Raw genomic sequence first — 13,564 nt, 5'->3', positions numbered from 1 at the left:
TGGCGTAAGACGGGGCAAAACTAGCACAGAGACGGGGAAATATCCGCTTCTACCTACCCATTTGGTCAGCTTTATCGCTCTAAACCGTGAAAAAAAGGCATATGGGCTGTGGGAGGGTAGCCAAAACACCCTTCGACGCGTGCCTTGGCCAATGGGTGCGGTACACTGGGCGACTTTTCGGGGAGGCCAACCGCTCCCCTTCAACCAGCCGAGAAGCCTATGCCGATCCGTCACTGCATCGTCCACCTGATCGACAAAAAACCCGACGGCACACCCGCAGTTCTGCATGCCCGCGATTCGGAGCTGTCCGAGTCCGCCGCCATCGAGAACATGCTTGCCGACCTCAACGAGAGCTACAACGCCAAACAAGGCAAGGCCTGGGGTTTTTTCCATGCCGAGTCCGGCGCGCACCCGTTCAGCGGCTGGTTGAAGGAGTATTTCGACGGTGGCCAGGACTTCACCACCTTCAGCCGCACGGCGGTCGAGCACCTGCAGAAGCTGATGGAGGAGTCCAACCTCTCCACCGGCGGTCACGTGCTGTTTGCCCACTACCAGCAAGGCATGACCGACTACCTGGCCATCGCCCTGCTGCACCACAGTGAAGGCGTGGCGGTAACCGATGAGCTGGACGTGACCCCTTCGCGCCACCTTGACCTGGGCCAACTGCACCTGGCGGCGCGCATCAACGTCTCCGAGTGGCAGAACAACAAGCAGTCCAAGCAGTACATTTCTTTTATCAAGGGCAAGAATGGCAAGAAGGTCTCGGAGTACTTCCGCGACTTTATCGGCTGCCAGGAAGGCGTCGACGGTCCGGGCGAAACCCGCACCCTGCTCAAGGCGTTCAGCGACTTCGTTGAAAGCGAAGACCTGCCGGACGAATCTGCCCGCGAAAAGACCAAGACCCTGGTCGACTACGCCAGCAGCCAGGCCAAGCTTGGCGAACCCATGGGCCTTGAAGAACTGTCGGGTTTGATCGATGAAGATCGGCCTAAGGCGTTCTACGACCACATCCGCAACAAGGACTACGGCCTGTCGCCGGAAATCCCGGCCGATAAGCGCACGCTCAACCAGTTCCGTCGCTTCACCGGGCGCGCCGAGGGCCTGTCCATCAGCTTTGAAGCGCACTTGCTGGGCGACAAGATCGAGTACGACGAGGCCGCCGGCACGCTGATCATCAAAGGCCTGCCGACCCAACTGACCGACCAGCTCAAGCGCCGCAACTGATGCTCGGCGGGGTACTCAAGAAAGTCCTGCTGGTGTTGCTGGTGGTGGTGGTCATCCAGAACTGGGGCAAGATCGAGCGGCTGTTCAACCCGTCGCAGGTGGCGCCCGAACACATGCGGACGTCGGCACGGGTGGTGCTGTATGCCACCGAATGGTGTGGCTACTGCAAGCAGATCCGGCGTTTTCTGGACCAGAAGGGCATCCCCTACCAGGCCGTCGATATCGAGAAAGACGCCCAGGCGCGCAAAGCGTACGAGGCGTTGGGCGGCGGCGGGATTCCGTTTGTGGATGTGAACGGCACGTTGATCCGCGACTACAGCCCCGACCAGATCATGGCTGCGCTGGCGCAGTAATCAGCGCACCACGATCACCCGCCCCAGCAGGCTGTGCTGTTCAAACCCCAGCACCGCCTGCAAGGCATTCAGCACCGCCTGCGGGTCTTTGCTCGGGAAGCTGCCGCTGACGCGCTTGGCGCCCATCGCCTTGTTGAGCAACAGGATTCGGCCCGGGTAGTAACGGCCCAGGTCCTCAACCACGTCCGCCAATGGCGCCTTGTAGTAGTTGAGCCAGCCGTCGCGCCACGCCAGGCGCGATTCACTGTCGACCGCGTGCAGAGGGTCTGCGACACCCTCGGCGTATGCCACTTGCTGGCCCGCGGTAAGAATTTGCTGCTGGCCCTGCCTGGAAGGCGTCACCCCCACCCGACCGGACAACACCGTCACCTGGGCGCCCGCCGGTTGCAGGCGCACTTCAAACTGGGTGCCCAGCACCCGCGTTTCGCCACTGCCCGCCTCCACCACGAACGGCTCGCCGGTGTGGGTCACGCTGAAAAATCCTGCACCACGGCGCAAGTGGATATGCCGCTCGCCATGGCTGAAATCCACCGCGATGGCACTGTCGGCATCCAGGGTGACATGAGACTGATCGGCCAGGGTCACGGTTCTCACTTCGCCCGGCGCGGTCACGTAGTCTGCGCCCAGGTCATCGACCCAGCGTGAAGGCTGCCAGCCGGCGCCCATGGACACCATCAGCAGCAGGCAGGCGGCCATGGCCAGGGCGCCAGCACCGCGCATCACCCGTGAGCGTTTCGAGGGGTTCATCGCATTCAGGTAACCCTGCAACGCCAGGGCGTCTTCGTCCGCCAGCGTGCGCGCCGGCACTTCGCTCAACTCCCACAGCACCTGGGCGCGGGCATAGGCCTCGACGTGCGCAGGGTCGGCGCGCAGCCAGTGGCTGAAGGTGGCCTGGTCGCCACTGCTGGGCTGGTCATGCAGCAGGCTCAGCCAGGCCAGTGCCGCTTGTTCCTGGTCGGGCGTGGGGGTGAGGTTCACGGTGCTTTCCCTGGCGTGCGTGGGGGTGATGGTTCGCGAAGGCTGGCCTTGCAGGCTTCGAGGGCACGCATCATATGTTTTTCCACGGCACTTTGGGACAACCCCATGGCCTTGGCGATTTGCGCGTACTTGCGCCCGTGGATACGGTTGAGCAGGAAAATCTGCCGGGTGCGCTCAGGCAAGCTGCGCAGCGCGGCCTCGACATGACGCAGGTCATTGCCCGCTTCCAGTGCGGCCTGGGGTTCGGAGCCCTGGTGGTCTTGCTGTTCGGGCAGCCAGCCTTCGCTGCTGCGCACCCGCGCGCCTTCGCTGCGCAAGTGGTCGATGGCGATGTTGCCGGCGCAGCGCAGCAGGTAGGTACTGAGTTCTTCAACCTGCACCAGCGGCCGGCGCCAGAAGCGCAGGAACAGGTCCTGCACCAGGTCGGCCGCCGTGGCGCGACACCCCACGCGCCGGTTGACCAAGGCTTCCATCTGCGAACGCTGGGACAGGAACACTTGCAGAAAATGCGCACGCCCGCCCGGCGCATCAGCGTGATGGCTGTCCGGGGATTCAGGCGGGGTGCTGATCATCATGTCAGGGGCTCAGAGTGTGGCGAAGGCCGCAACGGGACTGGCCAGCAGGCCGACGCCCGCGAGGATCAAGGCCAACCGTGGCCGATACGGCAACAACAGCACCAACAACAGGGCGCTGAGCATCAATACCGCACACCACTCCACCAAGCCCTGGCTCCAACCGGCAACCTGCACCGCCGGCCAGATCGACACGCTCAGCAGCAACCAGCCCAACACCCGCAGCCCCAGGCGCCGCCGCGGTGAGGGTTTGCTGTGCAGCAGCTCGCCGTGATGGCGGTCGGTGGAGAGGCACAAGGCGGTGAACCCGGCGTAACACATCAGCAAGGCGAGGAGCATTCAGTGCGCCCCCTGCTTGAGGTTGAGCGCCCGCGCCCGCTCTGCCTTGGGCTGAGGCGCCGCGCGGTGCTGCATCTTCCAGGCCGCCCAGCCGAGGAACACACCGCTGGCCAGGCAGGTCAGGTCGAAACCGGCCATGGCCCAGTCGCCAGTCACCAGTGACACCCCGAGGTGGTTGGAGGTGGTCAGCGCGTTGAGCAGCGGAATCGCGATAAACAGCAGCGCGCCCAGGCTCAACTGCTCGACCCAGCCCCGGCGGCCGCGACGCAGCATCGCGTGCAGCAGGCTCAGGCCCCAGGCGATAAAGAAGGTCTGCACTTCCCAATCGGAGCGCTCGGCGAAGCTTACCGGCAATAAACGGTTGGCCCAGAAAAACCCTGCAATCGCGAGCATCAGCCCCGCCATGCTGGCGATGTTCAGCACTTCCACCAACCGCAGCTCAAAGGGCATCACTGCGGTTTTGGCGTGCTTGAGCTGGCGCTTGCCGAGCCAGATCACCAGCCCCGTCCCAATCATCGCCGTGCCTGCCAGCCCGCAGATAAAGTACAGCCAGCGCAGCACCGGGCCGGCGAAATGGCCCATGTGCAGGCCGTAGAAACTGCCACCGATGACCGCTGGTAACGATTGCTCGCCGCTCACCCGCAGCAATTGGCCGGTGTTGCCATTGAAGGACACGGCGCTGCCGAAATCATGCACAACGCGGTCGGAACCTGCCCGGAACACATTCACTGACGCGTTCACGTCACTCGGGTTATTCACCGCAATGCGCCCCACGTGGCCGCCCGCCCAGTGCGCCCGCGCCTGCTCGTACATCGGCACCAACGGCAACAGAGTGCCTGGCTGACCGAGCGCCGGGGCGTTGTTGGTGGCCGGGAACACCTCGTTGAAGAACGCGCGCGTGTCGTTGCCATAGGAGGCCAAAATCGGCGCGGGCATGACCATGCTCATGAAAATCACCAGGCTGCTGTAGGTGATCATCAAATGGAAAGGCAGCACCAGCACCCCCACCGCGTTGTGCCCGTCGAGCCAGGAACGCTGGCCTTTGCGGGGGCGGAAGGTGAAGAAGTCCTTGAAGATTTTCTTGTGGGTAATGATGCCGGTGATCAGCGCTACCAGCATCACCATCGCGGCGAGAGTAGACAGCCAGCGGCCCCACGGATGAGGCATCTGCAATTGGTAGTGGAAACGATAAAAGAATTCGCCGCCCATGCTTTCACGGGCTTGCACCGCCTCGCCGCTGACCGGGTCGAGGGTTTTCTGGATGAAGTTGCCGCGCTTGGAAGGGTCGATCTTGTCTTGCCACATCACCGACAGGCCGGGGTCGCGACTGTCCGGCAAGGTGATGAACCAACGCGCGGCCGTCGGCGCCACCTGTTGCAGGTAATGTTGGGCGACGGTCAGGCTGCGCGCATCGTCCACCGGGTGCGCCTGCACTTCTGGCTGCATCCAGTGGCTGATTTCATCTTTGAAATACGACAAGGTGCCCGTCAGGAAAATCGCAAACAGCAGCCAGCCAAAGATCAATCCGGCCCAGGTGTGCAACCACGCCATGGCTTGGCGAAAGCCCTCTTTCATGTGCGCACCATCCAGAACCCAATCCCTGCCAGGGTGGCGAACGCCGCGCTGGGCAGCATCACGCCGAACCACGCGCGCCATGCCGTTCGGCAGGCAAAGCACCAAAGCACCGCCAGCAGATAGAACACAAACGAACTCATCATCCCGGTGATGACCGCATCAGCGCGGGCGGTGGGCATCCACAGCGCCAGGCAGACGGCCGCCAGCGAGGCCATCAGATAACCGCCGACAACAGCCGCCAACACGCGCGAGGTGACGGCGAGGCGATAGGAGGCGGGCAGTGAGGTTTTGCTTTTCATGCGGGAGGCGCCAGGTTCATCAGCACGCAATATTAATGATAAATATTCTCATAAGCAAAAAAGAACAGATGAAACACCTGCCTTGCCTGATTGCCGAAGCCCTTCACGCCGCCTACAATGCGAACAATTCTTGTTCTCTAAAGCATGCCCGGCGTGCAGGCATGTCGCTAAGGGAGATCGCGTTGAGCCCGTCCAACACCGTCGAAGTGCTGTACAACGACCATCACCTCTGGCTCACCGGCTGGTTGCGACGCAAGCTCGGCTGCCCGGAAAGTGCCGCCGACCTGGCGCAAGACACGTTTATCCGTGTGCTCAGCGCCCGCGAAGAGCCAACGCTGATCGAACCTCGCGCGTTCCTCACCACCGTTGCCAAGCGCGTGTTGTTCAACTTCTACCGCCGCCAGGACCTCGAGCGCGCCTACCTCGATGCGCTGGCGCAAATGCCCGAGCACGTGGCGCCCTCGGAAGAAGAACGCGCAATCATCCTGCAAACCCTGATGGAGCTGGACCAACTGCTCGACGGCCTGCCCACCCAGGTCAAACGCGCCTTCCTGCTGGCCCAGCTCGATGGCCTGACCTATGCACAAATCGGCGCCGAACTGGGCATCTCCATCGCCACCGTCAAACGCCACCTGAACAAAGCCGCCATGCGCTGCTACTTTGCCCTATGAATTTCTCGACACAGGTTGCCGAACAAGCCGTGCACTGGCTGCTGGAAATGCAGCAAGGCGCACTCAACCCGCGCCAGCAAGCCGCGTGGCAGCAGTGGTTGAATGCGCACACCGAGCATCAGCGCGCGTGGGACCATATCCAGCGCGTCAACCAGCGCCTGCGCGGCATGCCCTCGCCCCTGGCCCACGCGGCGCTCAACGCGCCGGCATCGCGCAGCCGACGCCAGGCGCTCAAATTGCTGCTGATCCTGGGGGCCGGTTCGGCTGCCGCCTGGAGCCTGCGCCAGCAACATATCCTGCCGCCACTCAGCGCCGACTACCGCAGCCCCATCGGCCAGCGGCGCAAGGTGCAATTGGCCGATGGCAGCCAGTTGCAACTCAATACCGGCAGCGCGGTAGACGTGCATTTCGATGGCCGGCAACGCCTGATCCGTCTGCTCGAAGGCGAGATTCTGCTGACCGGCACCGCCGGCGCTACGCCGCTGCAGGTGCTCACCGGTCAGGGCCTGCTGACCAGCCAGGCCGCGCGCATGAATGTGCGCCAGTTCAACGACCACACCCAAGTGGCGGTCTTCGACGGACACGTCGAGGTAATGCCCAATAACTACAGCGGCCTGCCGTTAAGCGTCGACGCATCGCGCCAAGTCAATTTCACCCGTAAAGGCTGGGACACCCCGCGCGCCACCGACGCCAACAGCGGCGCCTGGGCCGATGGCATGCTGATGGCCGCGCACATGCGCCTGGAAGACTTCCTCGCCGAACTCGGACGCTACCGTCGTGGCCAGCTCAATTGCGACCCGCAGGTCGCGAACTTGCTGATTTCCGGCAGCTATCCGCTGGACGACAGCGAGCGCATCCTCGACCTGCTGGAGGTCAGTCTGCCGGTCAAGGTCCGGCGTTTTACGCGCTACTGGGTGACGGTGCAGGCACGCGTCTGAATTTTTTTAAAATAATGTGAGCCGTTTTCCACACCTCGCGTGACAGAGAAGGAAAGCCACCTTGATCCTTCCTTCTCAGGACCGCTCTTCATGCCCCAGCAACCCACCCTGATCGCCCGCACCTTGCGCCACCTGTTACTGGGCGCCAGCCTCAGTTTTAGCGCATTGCCTGCGGTAATGGCCGCCGACGCCAAGCCTTATCACATCGCCCCCACCACACTGGAAGCCGCGCTGAACCAGTTTGGTCGTGAGGCGGGTGTGCTGATCTCGTTCGGTTCCCAAGTGACGGCGGGCATGCAGAGCCGTGGCCTGTCCGGCCATTACAGCGCCGCCGAAGGCCTGCGGAAGTTGCTGGAAGGCACCGGCCTGCAAGCCCGCGCCGAAGGTGACAACGCGTTCAGCCTGCAACCGGCGAACGCCCCTGCGAGCGTCGAACTGGCCACTTCCAGCGTGGTCGGCGACTGGCTCGGCGATGCCGAACAGACCAACGTCTTCGAACACCCCGGCGCGCGCGATGTGATCCGCCGTGAAGAATTCGAACGCCAGGGCGCCACCCAGGCCAAGGATGTGCTCAACCGCATCCCCGGCGTCAACGCCCCGGACAACAACGGCACCGGCAGCCACGACATGGCGCTGAACTTCGGTATCCGCGGCCTCAACCCACGCCTGGCGTCGCGCTCCACCGTACTCATGGATGGCATTCCGGTGCCGTTCGCGCCGTATGGCCAGCCGCAGTTGTCCTTCGCCCCGATCAGCATGGGCAACATGGACGCGGTAGACGTGGTACGTGGCGGCGGCGCCGTGCGCTACGGCCCGCAGAACGTCGGCGGCGTGGTCAACTTCGTGACCCGCGCGATTCCGGATGCGCCCACCGTCAAAGGCGGCGTGCAGACCGAAACCAGCCCGTCCTCCAGCCATGACGGTTTCAAGACCACCGGCAACCTGCTGGCCGGCGGCACCGCCGACAATGGCCTGGGCGGCGCGCTCCTGTACTCCGGCACCCGTGGCGGCGACTGGCGCGAAAACAGCAACACGCGCATCGACGACCTGATCCTGAAAGGTAAATACCAGCTCGACGACGCCAACAGCTTCAACGCCATGGCGCAGTACTACGAAGGCCAGGCCGACATGCCGGGTGGCTTGAACGTCGCGGACTACAAGGCCAACCCCTATCAATCCACCCGCCCCTACGACAAGTTCTGGGGCCGCCGCACGATGTTCAACGTCGGCTATCGCTACGAGCAGGACCGCCGCGAATTCACCGTCAACAGCTTCTTCACCAAGACCCTGCGCAGCGGTTACCTGGACCAGGGCACCTTCCTCTCGCTGTCCCCTCGCGAATACTGGGTACGCGGCCTCGAAACTCGCTTTGCCCAGGGCTTCGACCTTGGCCCGACCAGCCATGAAGTGGGCGTCGGCTACCGCTACATCAACGAGGCCGGGCACGAACTGCGCTACCGCACGCCGATCAGCGCCGACCAGCAGATCCCCACGACTGACAGTCGCAACGACCGCGATACACGCGGCAGCACTGAAGCCAACGCCTTCTTCGTGGATGACCGGATTGACATCGGCAAGTGGACCATCACCCCGGGCATTCGCTATGAAATGATCAAATCGCAGCAAACCGACTCCATCAACAACCTCAACTACAAAGGTGACTACAACACGGCGCTGCCCGCGCTGAACGTGCTCTATCACCTCACGGACAGCTGGAACCTCTACGCCAACACCGAAGGCTCGTTCGGCAGCGTGCAATACAGCCAGATGGCCAAACGTGTTCCCAGCGGCGAAGTGAAACCGGAAAAAGCCCGTACCTGGGAACTGGGCACCCGCTATGACGACGGCACCTTGCGTGCCGAGATCGGCGCGTTCCTGATCAACTTCGATAACCAGTATGAAAGCAACCAGACCGATGATTCGGTGATCGCCCGTGGCGAAACCCGTCATCAGGGCATCGAAACCAGCGTCAACTATGCCCTCGACGGCTTGAGCCCGGCGCTGGCCGGCTTCGATGTGTACGCCACCTACGCCTACGTGGACGCCACCATCCGCGAAGACGGCCCGAACAAGGGCAACCGCGTACCCTTCTCGTCCAAGCACAAAGGCACCCTGGGCGTGGGTTACACCCAAGGCAGTTGGAAACTCAACCTGGACAGCAGCTACCAGAGCAGCCAGTTTGCCGACAACGCCAACACCCAGGCCGAAACCGCCAACGGCGCCAACGGGCGCATCCCCGGCTACATGCTGTTCAGCAGCCGCGCGGCCTACGACTTCGGCCCGCAACTGTCAGACCTAAACGTGGCGGTCGGTGTGAAAAACATCTTCAACATGCAGTACTTCACCCGCTCGTTCGAAGATAACAACAAGGGCAAATACGTCGGCGAACCGCGCACGGTGTACGTGCAGACCTCCATCGCGTTCTGATCAGCTACCCGCTAGGCACGAAGGCGTGCCGGCCACCAACGCGTCGATCGCACAGCGCGTCTTGGCCGGCATATGGGCCGCCGTGGGCCAGATCACATGAATCGGTGAAGGCTGCTCGCGGTAGCCCGGCAACACCGGTTCCAGTTGGCCGCGCAGCACGTAGTGAGCGATCAGCCAGCTCGGCAACCAGGCCAGGCCCACACCCGCGACAGCGGCGTCGGCCACGGCTTGCAGGTCGTCCATCATCAACGGCGAGGCCACACGCGCGCGGTGCGGGGTATTGCTGCGGTAGGCGATGCCTCGCAGGCCGGCGAGGTCTTCGATCGACGTGATCGGCCCGACGCGCTGCAGGTAGGCCGGTGCAGCCGCCAACGCCACGGACTGCTCGCCCAGGCGCCGCGCGCTCAGGCGGTCAGTGTCGGGCAGCGGGCCGATCCGAACAGCCACATCCACACCTTCCTGGGCCAGGTCGATCAACCGATCGGAAAACGACACCTCGATCTCCAGCTCTGGATAGCGATCCATCAAGCCCCACAACGCAGGCGCCGCATAGTGGTGACCAAAGGCCAGCGGCAAGCTTGCCTTGAGCCGCCCGCGCGGCTGCTGCCGGCCACTTTCCAATACCGATTCGGCAGCCTCCAGTTCAGCCAGTGCGCGCAGGCAATGCTCGTAATAGGCCTGGCCGTCTTCAGTCAGACGCTGACGACGGGTAGAGCGTTGCAACAGGCAGGTGCCCAGTCGCGCCTCCAACCGCGCAAGGCCCTTGCCCACGGCCGAGCGCGTAAGGTTCAGGCGCTCGGCGGCCTCGGTCAGGCTGCCGCTTTCGACGATGTGCAAAAACAGTTCAACGCCATCAAAACGCGGAGTGGTCATGGAAGATTGTCGCTCTGAATTCCCTGATAGAAGGAAAACTTATCACGAATAAAGAACCAGATTCCCCTGAAACTAAACCGACACTCATCCACAGGAGAATCCCATGCCACCCGCCGCCACGTTATCGGCCGCCAACCCCACGCGCACCGCCAGAGATGGCCTCGCCCTCACCGCCGTGTGCCTGGTGGCGCTGATGTTCGGCCTGGAAATATCCAGCGTACCGGTGATCCTGCCCACCCTCGAACACCCACTGGGCACGGGCTTTCAGGACACCCAATGGATCATGAACGCCTACACCCTGGCCTGCACCAGTGTGCTGATGGCGGCGGGCACCCTGGCGGATCGCTTTGGCCGCAAGCGCATGCTGGTGATGTGCCTGTGGCTGTTCGGCCTGGCCTCGCTGGCCTGTGGGTTGGCCAATGATGCCTCCACGCTGATCGCGGCGCGGTTCGCACAGGGGATCGGTGCCGGGGCGATGATGATCTGCCAGTTCGCGATCCTGTCGCACCAGTTCCGCGAGCCGGCGGCACGGGCGCGCGCGTTCGCGATATGGGGAGTGATTGCCGGCGTAGGCCTGGGTTTCGGGCCGATGGTGGGTGCGTTGATCCTGGCCGTCGCGGACTGGCGCTGGGTATTTCTCGTGCATGTGCCGCTGACCCTGTTCACCCTGATACTGCTGCGCATCAGTGTGCAGGAGTCCCGCGACCCGGCTGGGCATCGGCTCGACATCGCCGGCATGCTCACGTTGACGCTGGCGGTGTTCGCTCTGGTGTACTTCATCACCCAAGGCAGCGAGAACGGCTTCCACACCCCGGCCATGCTCGGCTGGGCAGGTTTGGCGATGGCTGCACTGCTGTTGTTTGTCGTGATCGAACGTCGCAGCACACACCCGATGTTCGATTTCTCGGTGTTCCGCATCCAGCGTTTCAATGGCGCGCTGATGGGCTCGATCGGCATGAACTTCAGCTTCTGGCCGTTCATGATCTACCTGCCGTTGTATTTCCAGGCCGGCCTGGGCTACGACACATTGACCACCGGCAGTGCGCTGCTCGCCTATACCCTGCCCACCTTGCTGGTGCCGCCTTTGACTGAACGCCTGGCCCTGCGCTATGACGCAGCGCGCATCATCCCCCTCGGCCTGGGCCTGATGGGTGCGGGCTTTTTGCTCATGGCCGCCGTCAATCGCACCGCGCATCCGAGCATTGCGCTGGTGCTGGTCAGTTGCGGAATCGCCGGCGCAGGGTTGGCGTTGACCAACTCGCCGACCACCAACACCACCACCGGCTCCGTGTCCGCAGACCGTGCGGGCATGGCCTCAGGCATCGACCTCAGTGCGCGGCTGATCACCCTGGCCCTGAATATTGCCCTGATGGGCCTGGTGCTGTTGCTGGGGATCAGCCATCAGTTGGCCGCGATTCTGCCGGCAAGCACGGCGCAGAACTGGCCGGCCATCAGCCAGGCTATCGCAGCCGGCAAGCTGGATTCTCCGGGGCTGGCCTTCAACGATGCCCAGGCAGCACTGCGCCACGGCGCCGGGTGGGCCATGCTGTTTGCCGGGTTCGGGGCGTGCGGGCTGGCGATGCTGAGCGGGTACTTTTTCCGTCGCCGCTGAACGAAAACGGGCCTGCATGTGCAGGCCCGTTTGTGGGGGGTTAAAAAACGGTCAGCCGTTGATTGCAGCGTTTTCGTTTTCCAGGAATTCCTCTTCCAGCGCGTCTTCATTCACTTTGTTGATTGGCTGGTTTTTCGCGGCAGCGCGGGGCTTGCCTTGCAGTCTGCCAAACAGATGTTCCAACGCGTGGTCCAGCTTGGTGGCTGCCCCATCGATCGCCTGTTCCAGGGTATCGCCCTTGGCAGATACCGACAGCGGTTGATGGCCTTTTGGCCGCGCTTCCAGGCGGCAACTCAAATCATGGGGGCCGGGCTTGTCGCCGTTCTCGTCGCGCAGGTAGACCTCGACACGAGTCAGGTCTTCTTCATAACGTTCGAGCGTGCTCTCAATGGTAGTACGTACCCACTCCTCCAGTCGGATGCTGCTTTCAATATGGTTATCGCTATTGACTTGGATTTGCATAGTTCTTCCCTTATTTCAGCTAGCTCGCGAGAGGTCACAACTGCGACACCAGGGTGGTGAAACCATGACCTCTTGATTACACAATTGAGCACTCGGAAGAACAATTCAACCCCTTTGCAAAGATAAATCCCACATTACAAATTAACTCTGACTACAAGCGAAAACGCTGGTAGGGTGGGGAGTTAGTTACATCTTCTTACGCCTCGCAATCCTTACAATTGCCCCTCTCCCAACGGGTGCAATCCGCGAAATATCCCCGCTTCCTCCACCAGCCAGTCATGCACCGCCCGCACGCCCGGATGGCTCAACGCGCCCGGCGCATACAGCAGCACGTAGCGTTTGTGGTTGGGTACCGCGAGGCCGAACGGCACGATCAAGGTGCCGCGCTCCAGCTCATCATTGAGCAAGGTCCGCCGCGCAATGGCCACGCCCATGCCGGCGATGGCGGCTTCGATGGTCAAGTGGTTGCGGTTGAACGTGTGGCCACGGCGTACGTCGGCGTCATGGCAGCCAATAGCACTCAGGTAAAACTCCCACTCTGCGTACTCATAACTCCCACGCCAGGCAGTGATGTCGTGCAACAACGGGAAATGCACCAGGTCGGCCGGGCCATGCAACGGCGGGCGCCCGCGCAACAGGCTGGGGGCACACACCGGGAAAATCTGCTCATCCAGCAAGGCTGTGGATAACAGGCCGGGGTAGCTGCCGTCGTTCAAATCGATGGCCAAGTCGAAATCACCCTCATGCAGGGCGATGCTGCTGTCTTCGGCAACCATGCGCAGCTGGATATCCGGGAAGCGTTGCTGCAGGCGCGGCAAACGCGGGGTCAGCCACTTACCGAGAAAGGACGGGATGGAACGCAAGCGCAAGGTGCCGCTGATCATCCCCGCGTCCAGCCGCTGCAATTCCGCATCGATGCTGCCGTAGGCCTCTCCCACCGTGGTCGCCAACCGTTGCCCCTCGGCGCTTAGCTCCACGCCACGCGCCCGTCGATGAAACAGCCGGAAGCCCAGGCGCTCTTCCAATTGACGAATCTGTTGGCTCACCGCCCCGGGCGTGATGTGCAGTTCTTCAGCGCAACGGGTAAACGACAAATGCCGTGCCGCGCAGGAAAAAACGTGCAACCAGACGTAAGTCTGACCATGGAGGGGTCGGGTCATAGCGTTTAGTCCTGCTAAAGGGTGTCTTAGGATAATTCGTTGGTCAGTGCCGATCCAGAGGCTCAGTATCGCGCCAATTCC

14 protein-coding genes are annotated in these 13,564 nt (G+C 62.6%); 6 read left to right on the top strand and 8 right to left on the bottom strand.

The features are described from left to right. Window positions 1-219 precede the first annotated feature (219 nt). Window positions 220-1,224 (top strand): nucleoid-associated protein YejK, encoded by a 1,005-nt coding sequence (gene yejK / locus GIW02_RS14265; RefSeq protein WP_003171997.1) that lies wholly within the window; start codon window positions 220-222, stop codon window positions 1,222-1,224. After that, on the top strand, window positions 1,224-1,577 hold the full coding sequence (locus GIW02_RS14260) for a glutaredoxin family protein (RefSeq protein ID WP_236411738.1): 354 nt from the start codon (window positions 1,224-1,226) through the stop codon (window positions 1,575-1,577). The genes yejK and GIW02_RS14260 overlap by 1 nt, the downstream gene beginning before the upstream one ends. Here GIW02_RS14260 and GIW02_RS14255 read toward each other — a convergent pair whose 3' ends face one another. From GIW02_RS14255 to GIW02_RS14235, 5 genes are read right to left on the bottom strand one after another with little or no spacing between them, the layout of a single operon-like run. Beyond that, window positions 1,578-2,555, bottom strand: coding sequence for a FecR family protein (locus GIW02_RS14255; protein WP_236411737.1), 978 nt, complete (start codon window positions 2,553-2,555; stop codon window positions 1,578-1,580). It abuts the gene before it with no gap. Beyond that, window positions 2,552-3,130: an RNA polymerase sigma factor gene (locus GIW02_RS14250; RefSeq protein WP_456361645.1), complete on the bottom strand. Its 579-nt coding sequence runs from the start codon at window positions 3,128-3,130 to the stop codon at window positions 2,552-2,554. The genes GIW02_RS14255 and GIW02_RS14250 overlap by 4 nt, the downstream gene beginning before the upstream one ends. Before the next feature lie 9 nt (window positions 3,131-3,139). Continuing rightward, window positions 3,140-3,466, bottom strand: coding sequence for a DUF3325 domain-containing protein (locus tag GIW02_RS14245; protein WP_236411736.1), 327 nt, complete (start codon window positions 3,464-3,466; stop codon window positions 3,140-3,142). Continuing rightward, the gene (locus GIW02_RS14240; RefSeq protein WP_236411735.1) at window positions 3,467-5,041 is read right to left on the bottom strand and encodes a PepSY-associated TM helix domain-containing protein; all 1,575 of its coding nucleotides are present in this window, start codon (window positions 5,039-5,041) and stop codon (window positions 3,467-3,469) included. Continuing rightward, complete coding sequence (locus GIW02_RS14235; protein WP_236411734.1) at window positions 5,038-5,340, bottom strand: DUF3649 domain-containing protein; 303 nt, start codon at window positions 5,338-5,340, stop codon at window positions 5,038-5,040. The genes GIW02_RS14240 and GIW02_RS14235 overlap by 4 nt, the downstream gene beginning before the upstream one ends. Window positions 5,341-5,522: 182 nt before the next feature. Here GIW02_RS14235 and GIW02_RS14230 point away from each other — a divergent pair, with 182 nt between their 5' ends. The 3 genes from GIW02_RS14230 to fecA all read left to right on the top strand — a co-directional run bounded on the left by GIW02_RS14230 (window position 5,523) and on the right by fecA (window position 9,376). Beyond that, window positions 5,523-6,011, top strand: a complete 489-nt coding sequence (locus GIW02_RS14230; RefSeq protein ID WP_456361644.1) for a sigma-70 family RNA polymerase sigma factor — start codon at window positions 5,523-5,525, stop codon at window positions 6,009-6,011. After that, a complete protein-coding gene (locus GIW02_RS14225; protein WP_236411732.1) occupies window positions 6,008-6,949 on the top strand; it encodes a FecR domain-containing protein in 942 nt (313 codons plus the stop codon). Before GIW02_RS14230 ends, GIW02_RS14225 begins: the two co-directional genes overlap by 4 nt. Before the next feature lie 90 nt (window positions 6,950-7,039). After that, window positions 7,040-9,376 carry a TonB-dependent Fe(3+) dicitrate receptor FecA gene (gene fecA / locus GIW02_RS14220; RefSeq protein WP_236411731.1) on the top strand — a complete coding sequence of 779 codons (2,337 nt, stop codon included), beginning with the start codon at window positions 7,040-7,042 and terminating at the stop codon, window positions 9,374-9,376. Here fecA and GIW02_RS14215 read toward each other — a convergent pair whose 3' ends face one another. Continuing rightward, complete coding sequence (locus tag GIW02_RS14215; protein ID WP_236411730.1) at window positions 9,377-10,249, bottom strand: LysR family transcriptional regulator; 873 nt, start codon at window positions 10,247-10,249, stop codon at window positions 9,377-9,379. Between the two features lie 103 nt (window positions 10,250-10,352). Here GIW02_RS14215 and GIW02_RS14210 point away from each other — a divergent pair, with 103 nt between their 5' ends. Then, window positions 10,353-11,861, top strand: a complete 1,509-nt coding sequence (locus tag GIW02_RS14210) for an MFS transporter (RefSeq protein WP_236411729.1) — start codon at window positions 10,353-10,355, stop codon at window positions 11,859-11,861. 51 nt (window positions 11,862-11,912) lie between these two features. Here GIW02_RS14210 and GIW02_RS14205 read toward each other — a convergent pair whose 3' ends face one another. Both GIW02_RS14205 and GIW02_RS14200 read right to left on the bottom strand, forming a co-directional pair. Continuing rightward, entirely contained in the window at window positions 11,913-12,323 is a 411-nt protein-coding gene (locus tag GIW02_RS14205; protein WP_236411728.1) for an HPF/RaiA family ribosome-associated protein, read from the bottom strand. 212 nt (window positions 12,324-12,535) lie between these two features. Further along, window positions 12,536-13,483, bottom strand: a complete 948-nt coding sequence (locus GIW02_RS14200; RefSeq protein WP_236411727.1) for a LysR substrate-binding domain-containing protein — start codon at window positions 13,481-13,483, stop codon at window positions 12,536-12,538. Window positions 13,484-13,564: the final 81 nt, after the last annotated feature.

This window comes from Pseudomonas syringae, from assembly GCF_021606685.1.
GTDB classification, from domain to species: Bacteria; Pseudomonadota; Gammaproteobacteria; order Pseudomonadales; family Pseudomonadaceae; genus Aquipseudomonas; species Aquipseudomonas syringae_R.
This window is presented reverse-complemented; position numbering and strand designations above follow the sequence as displayed.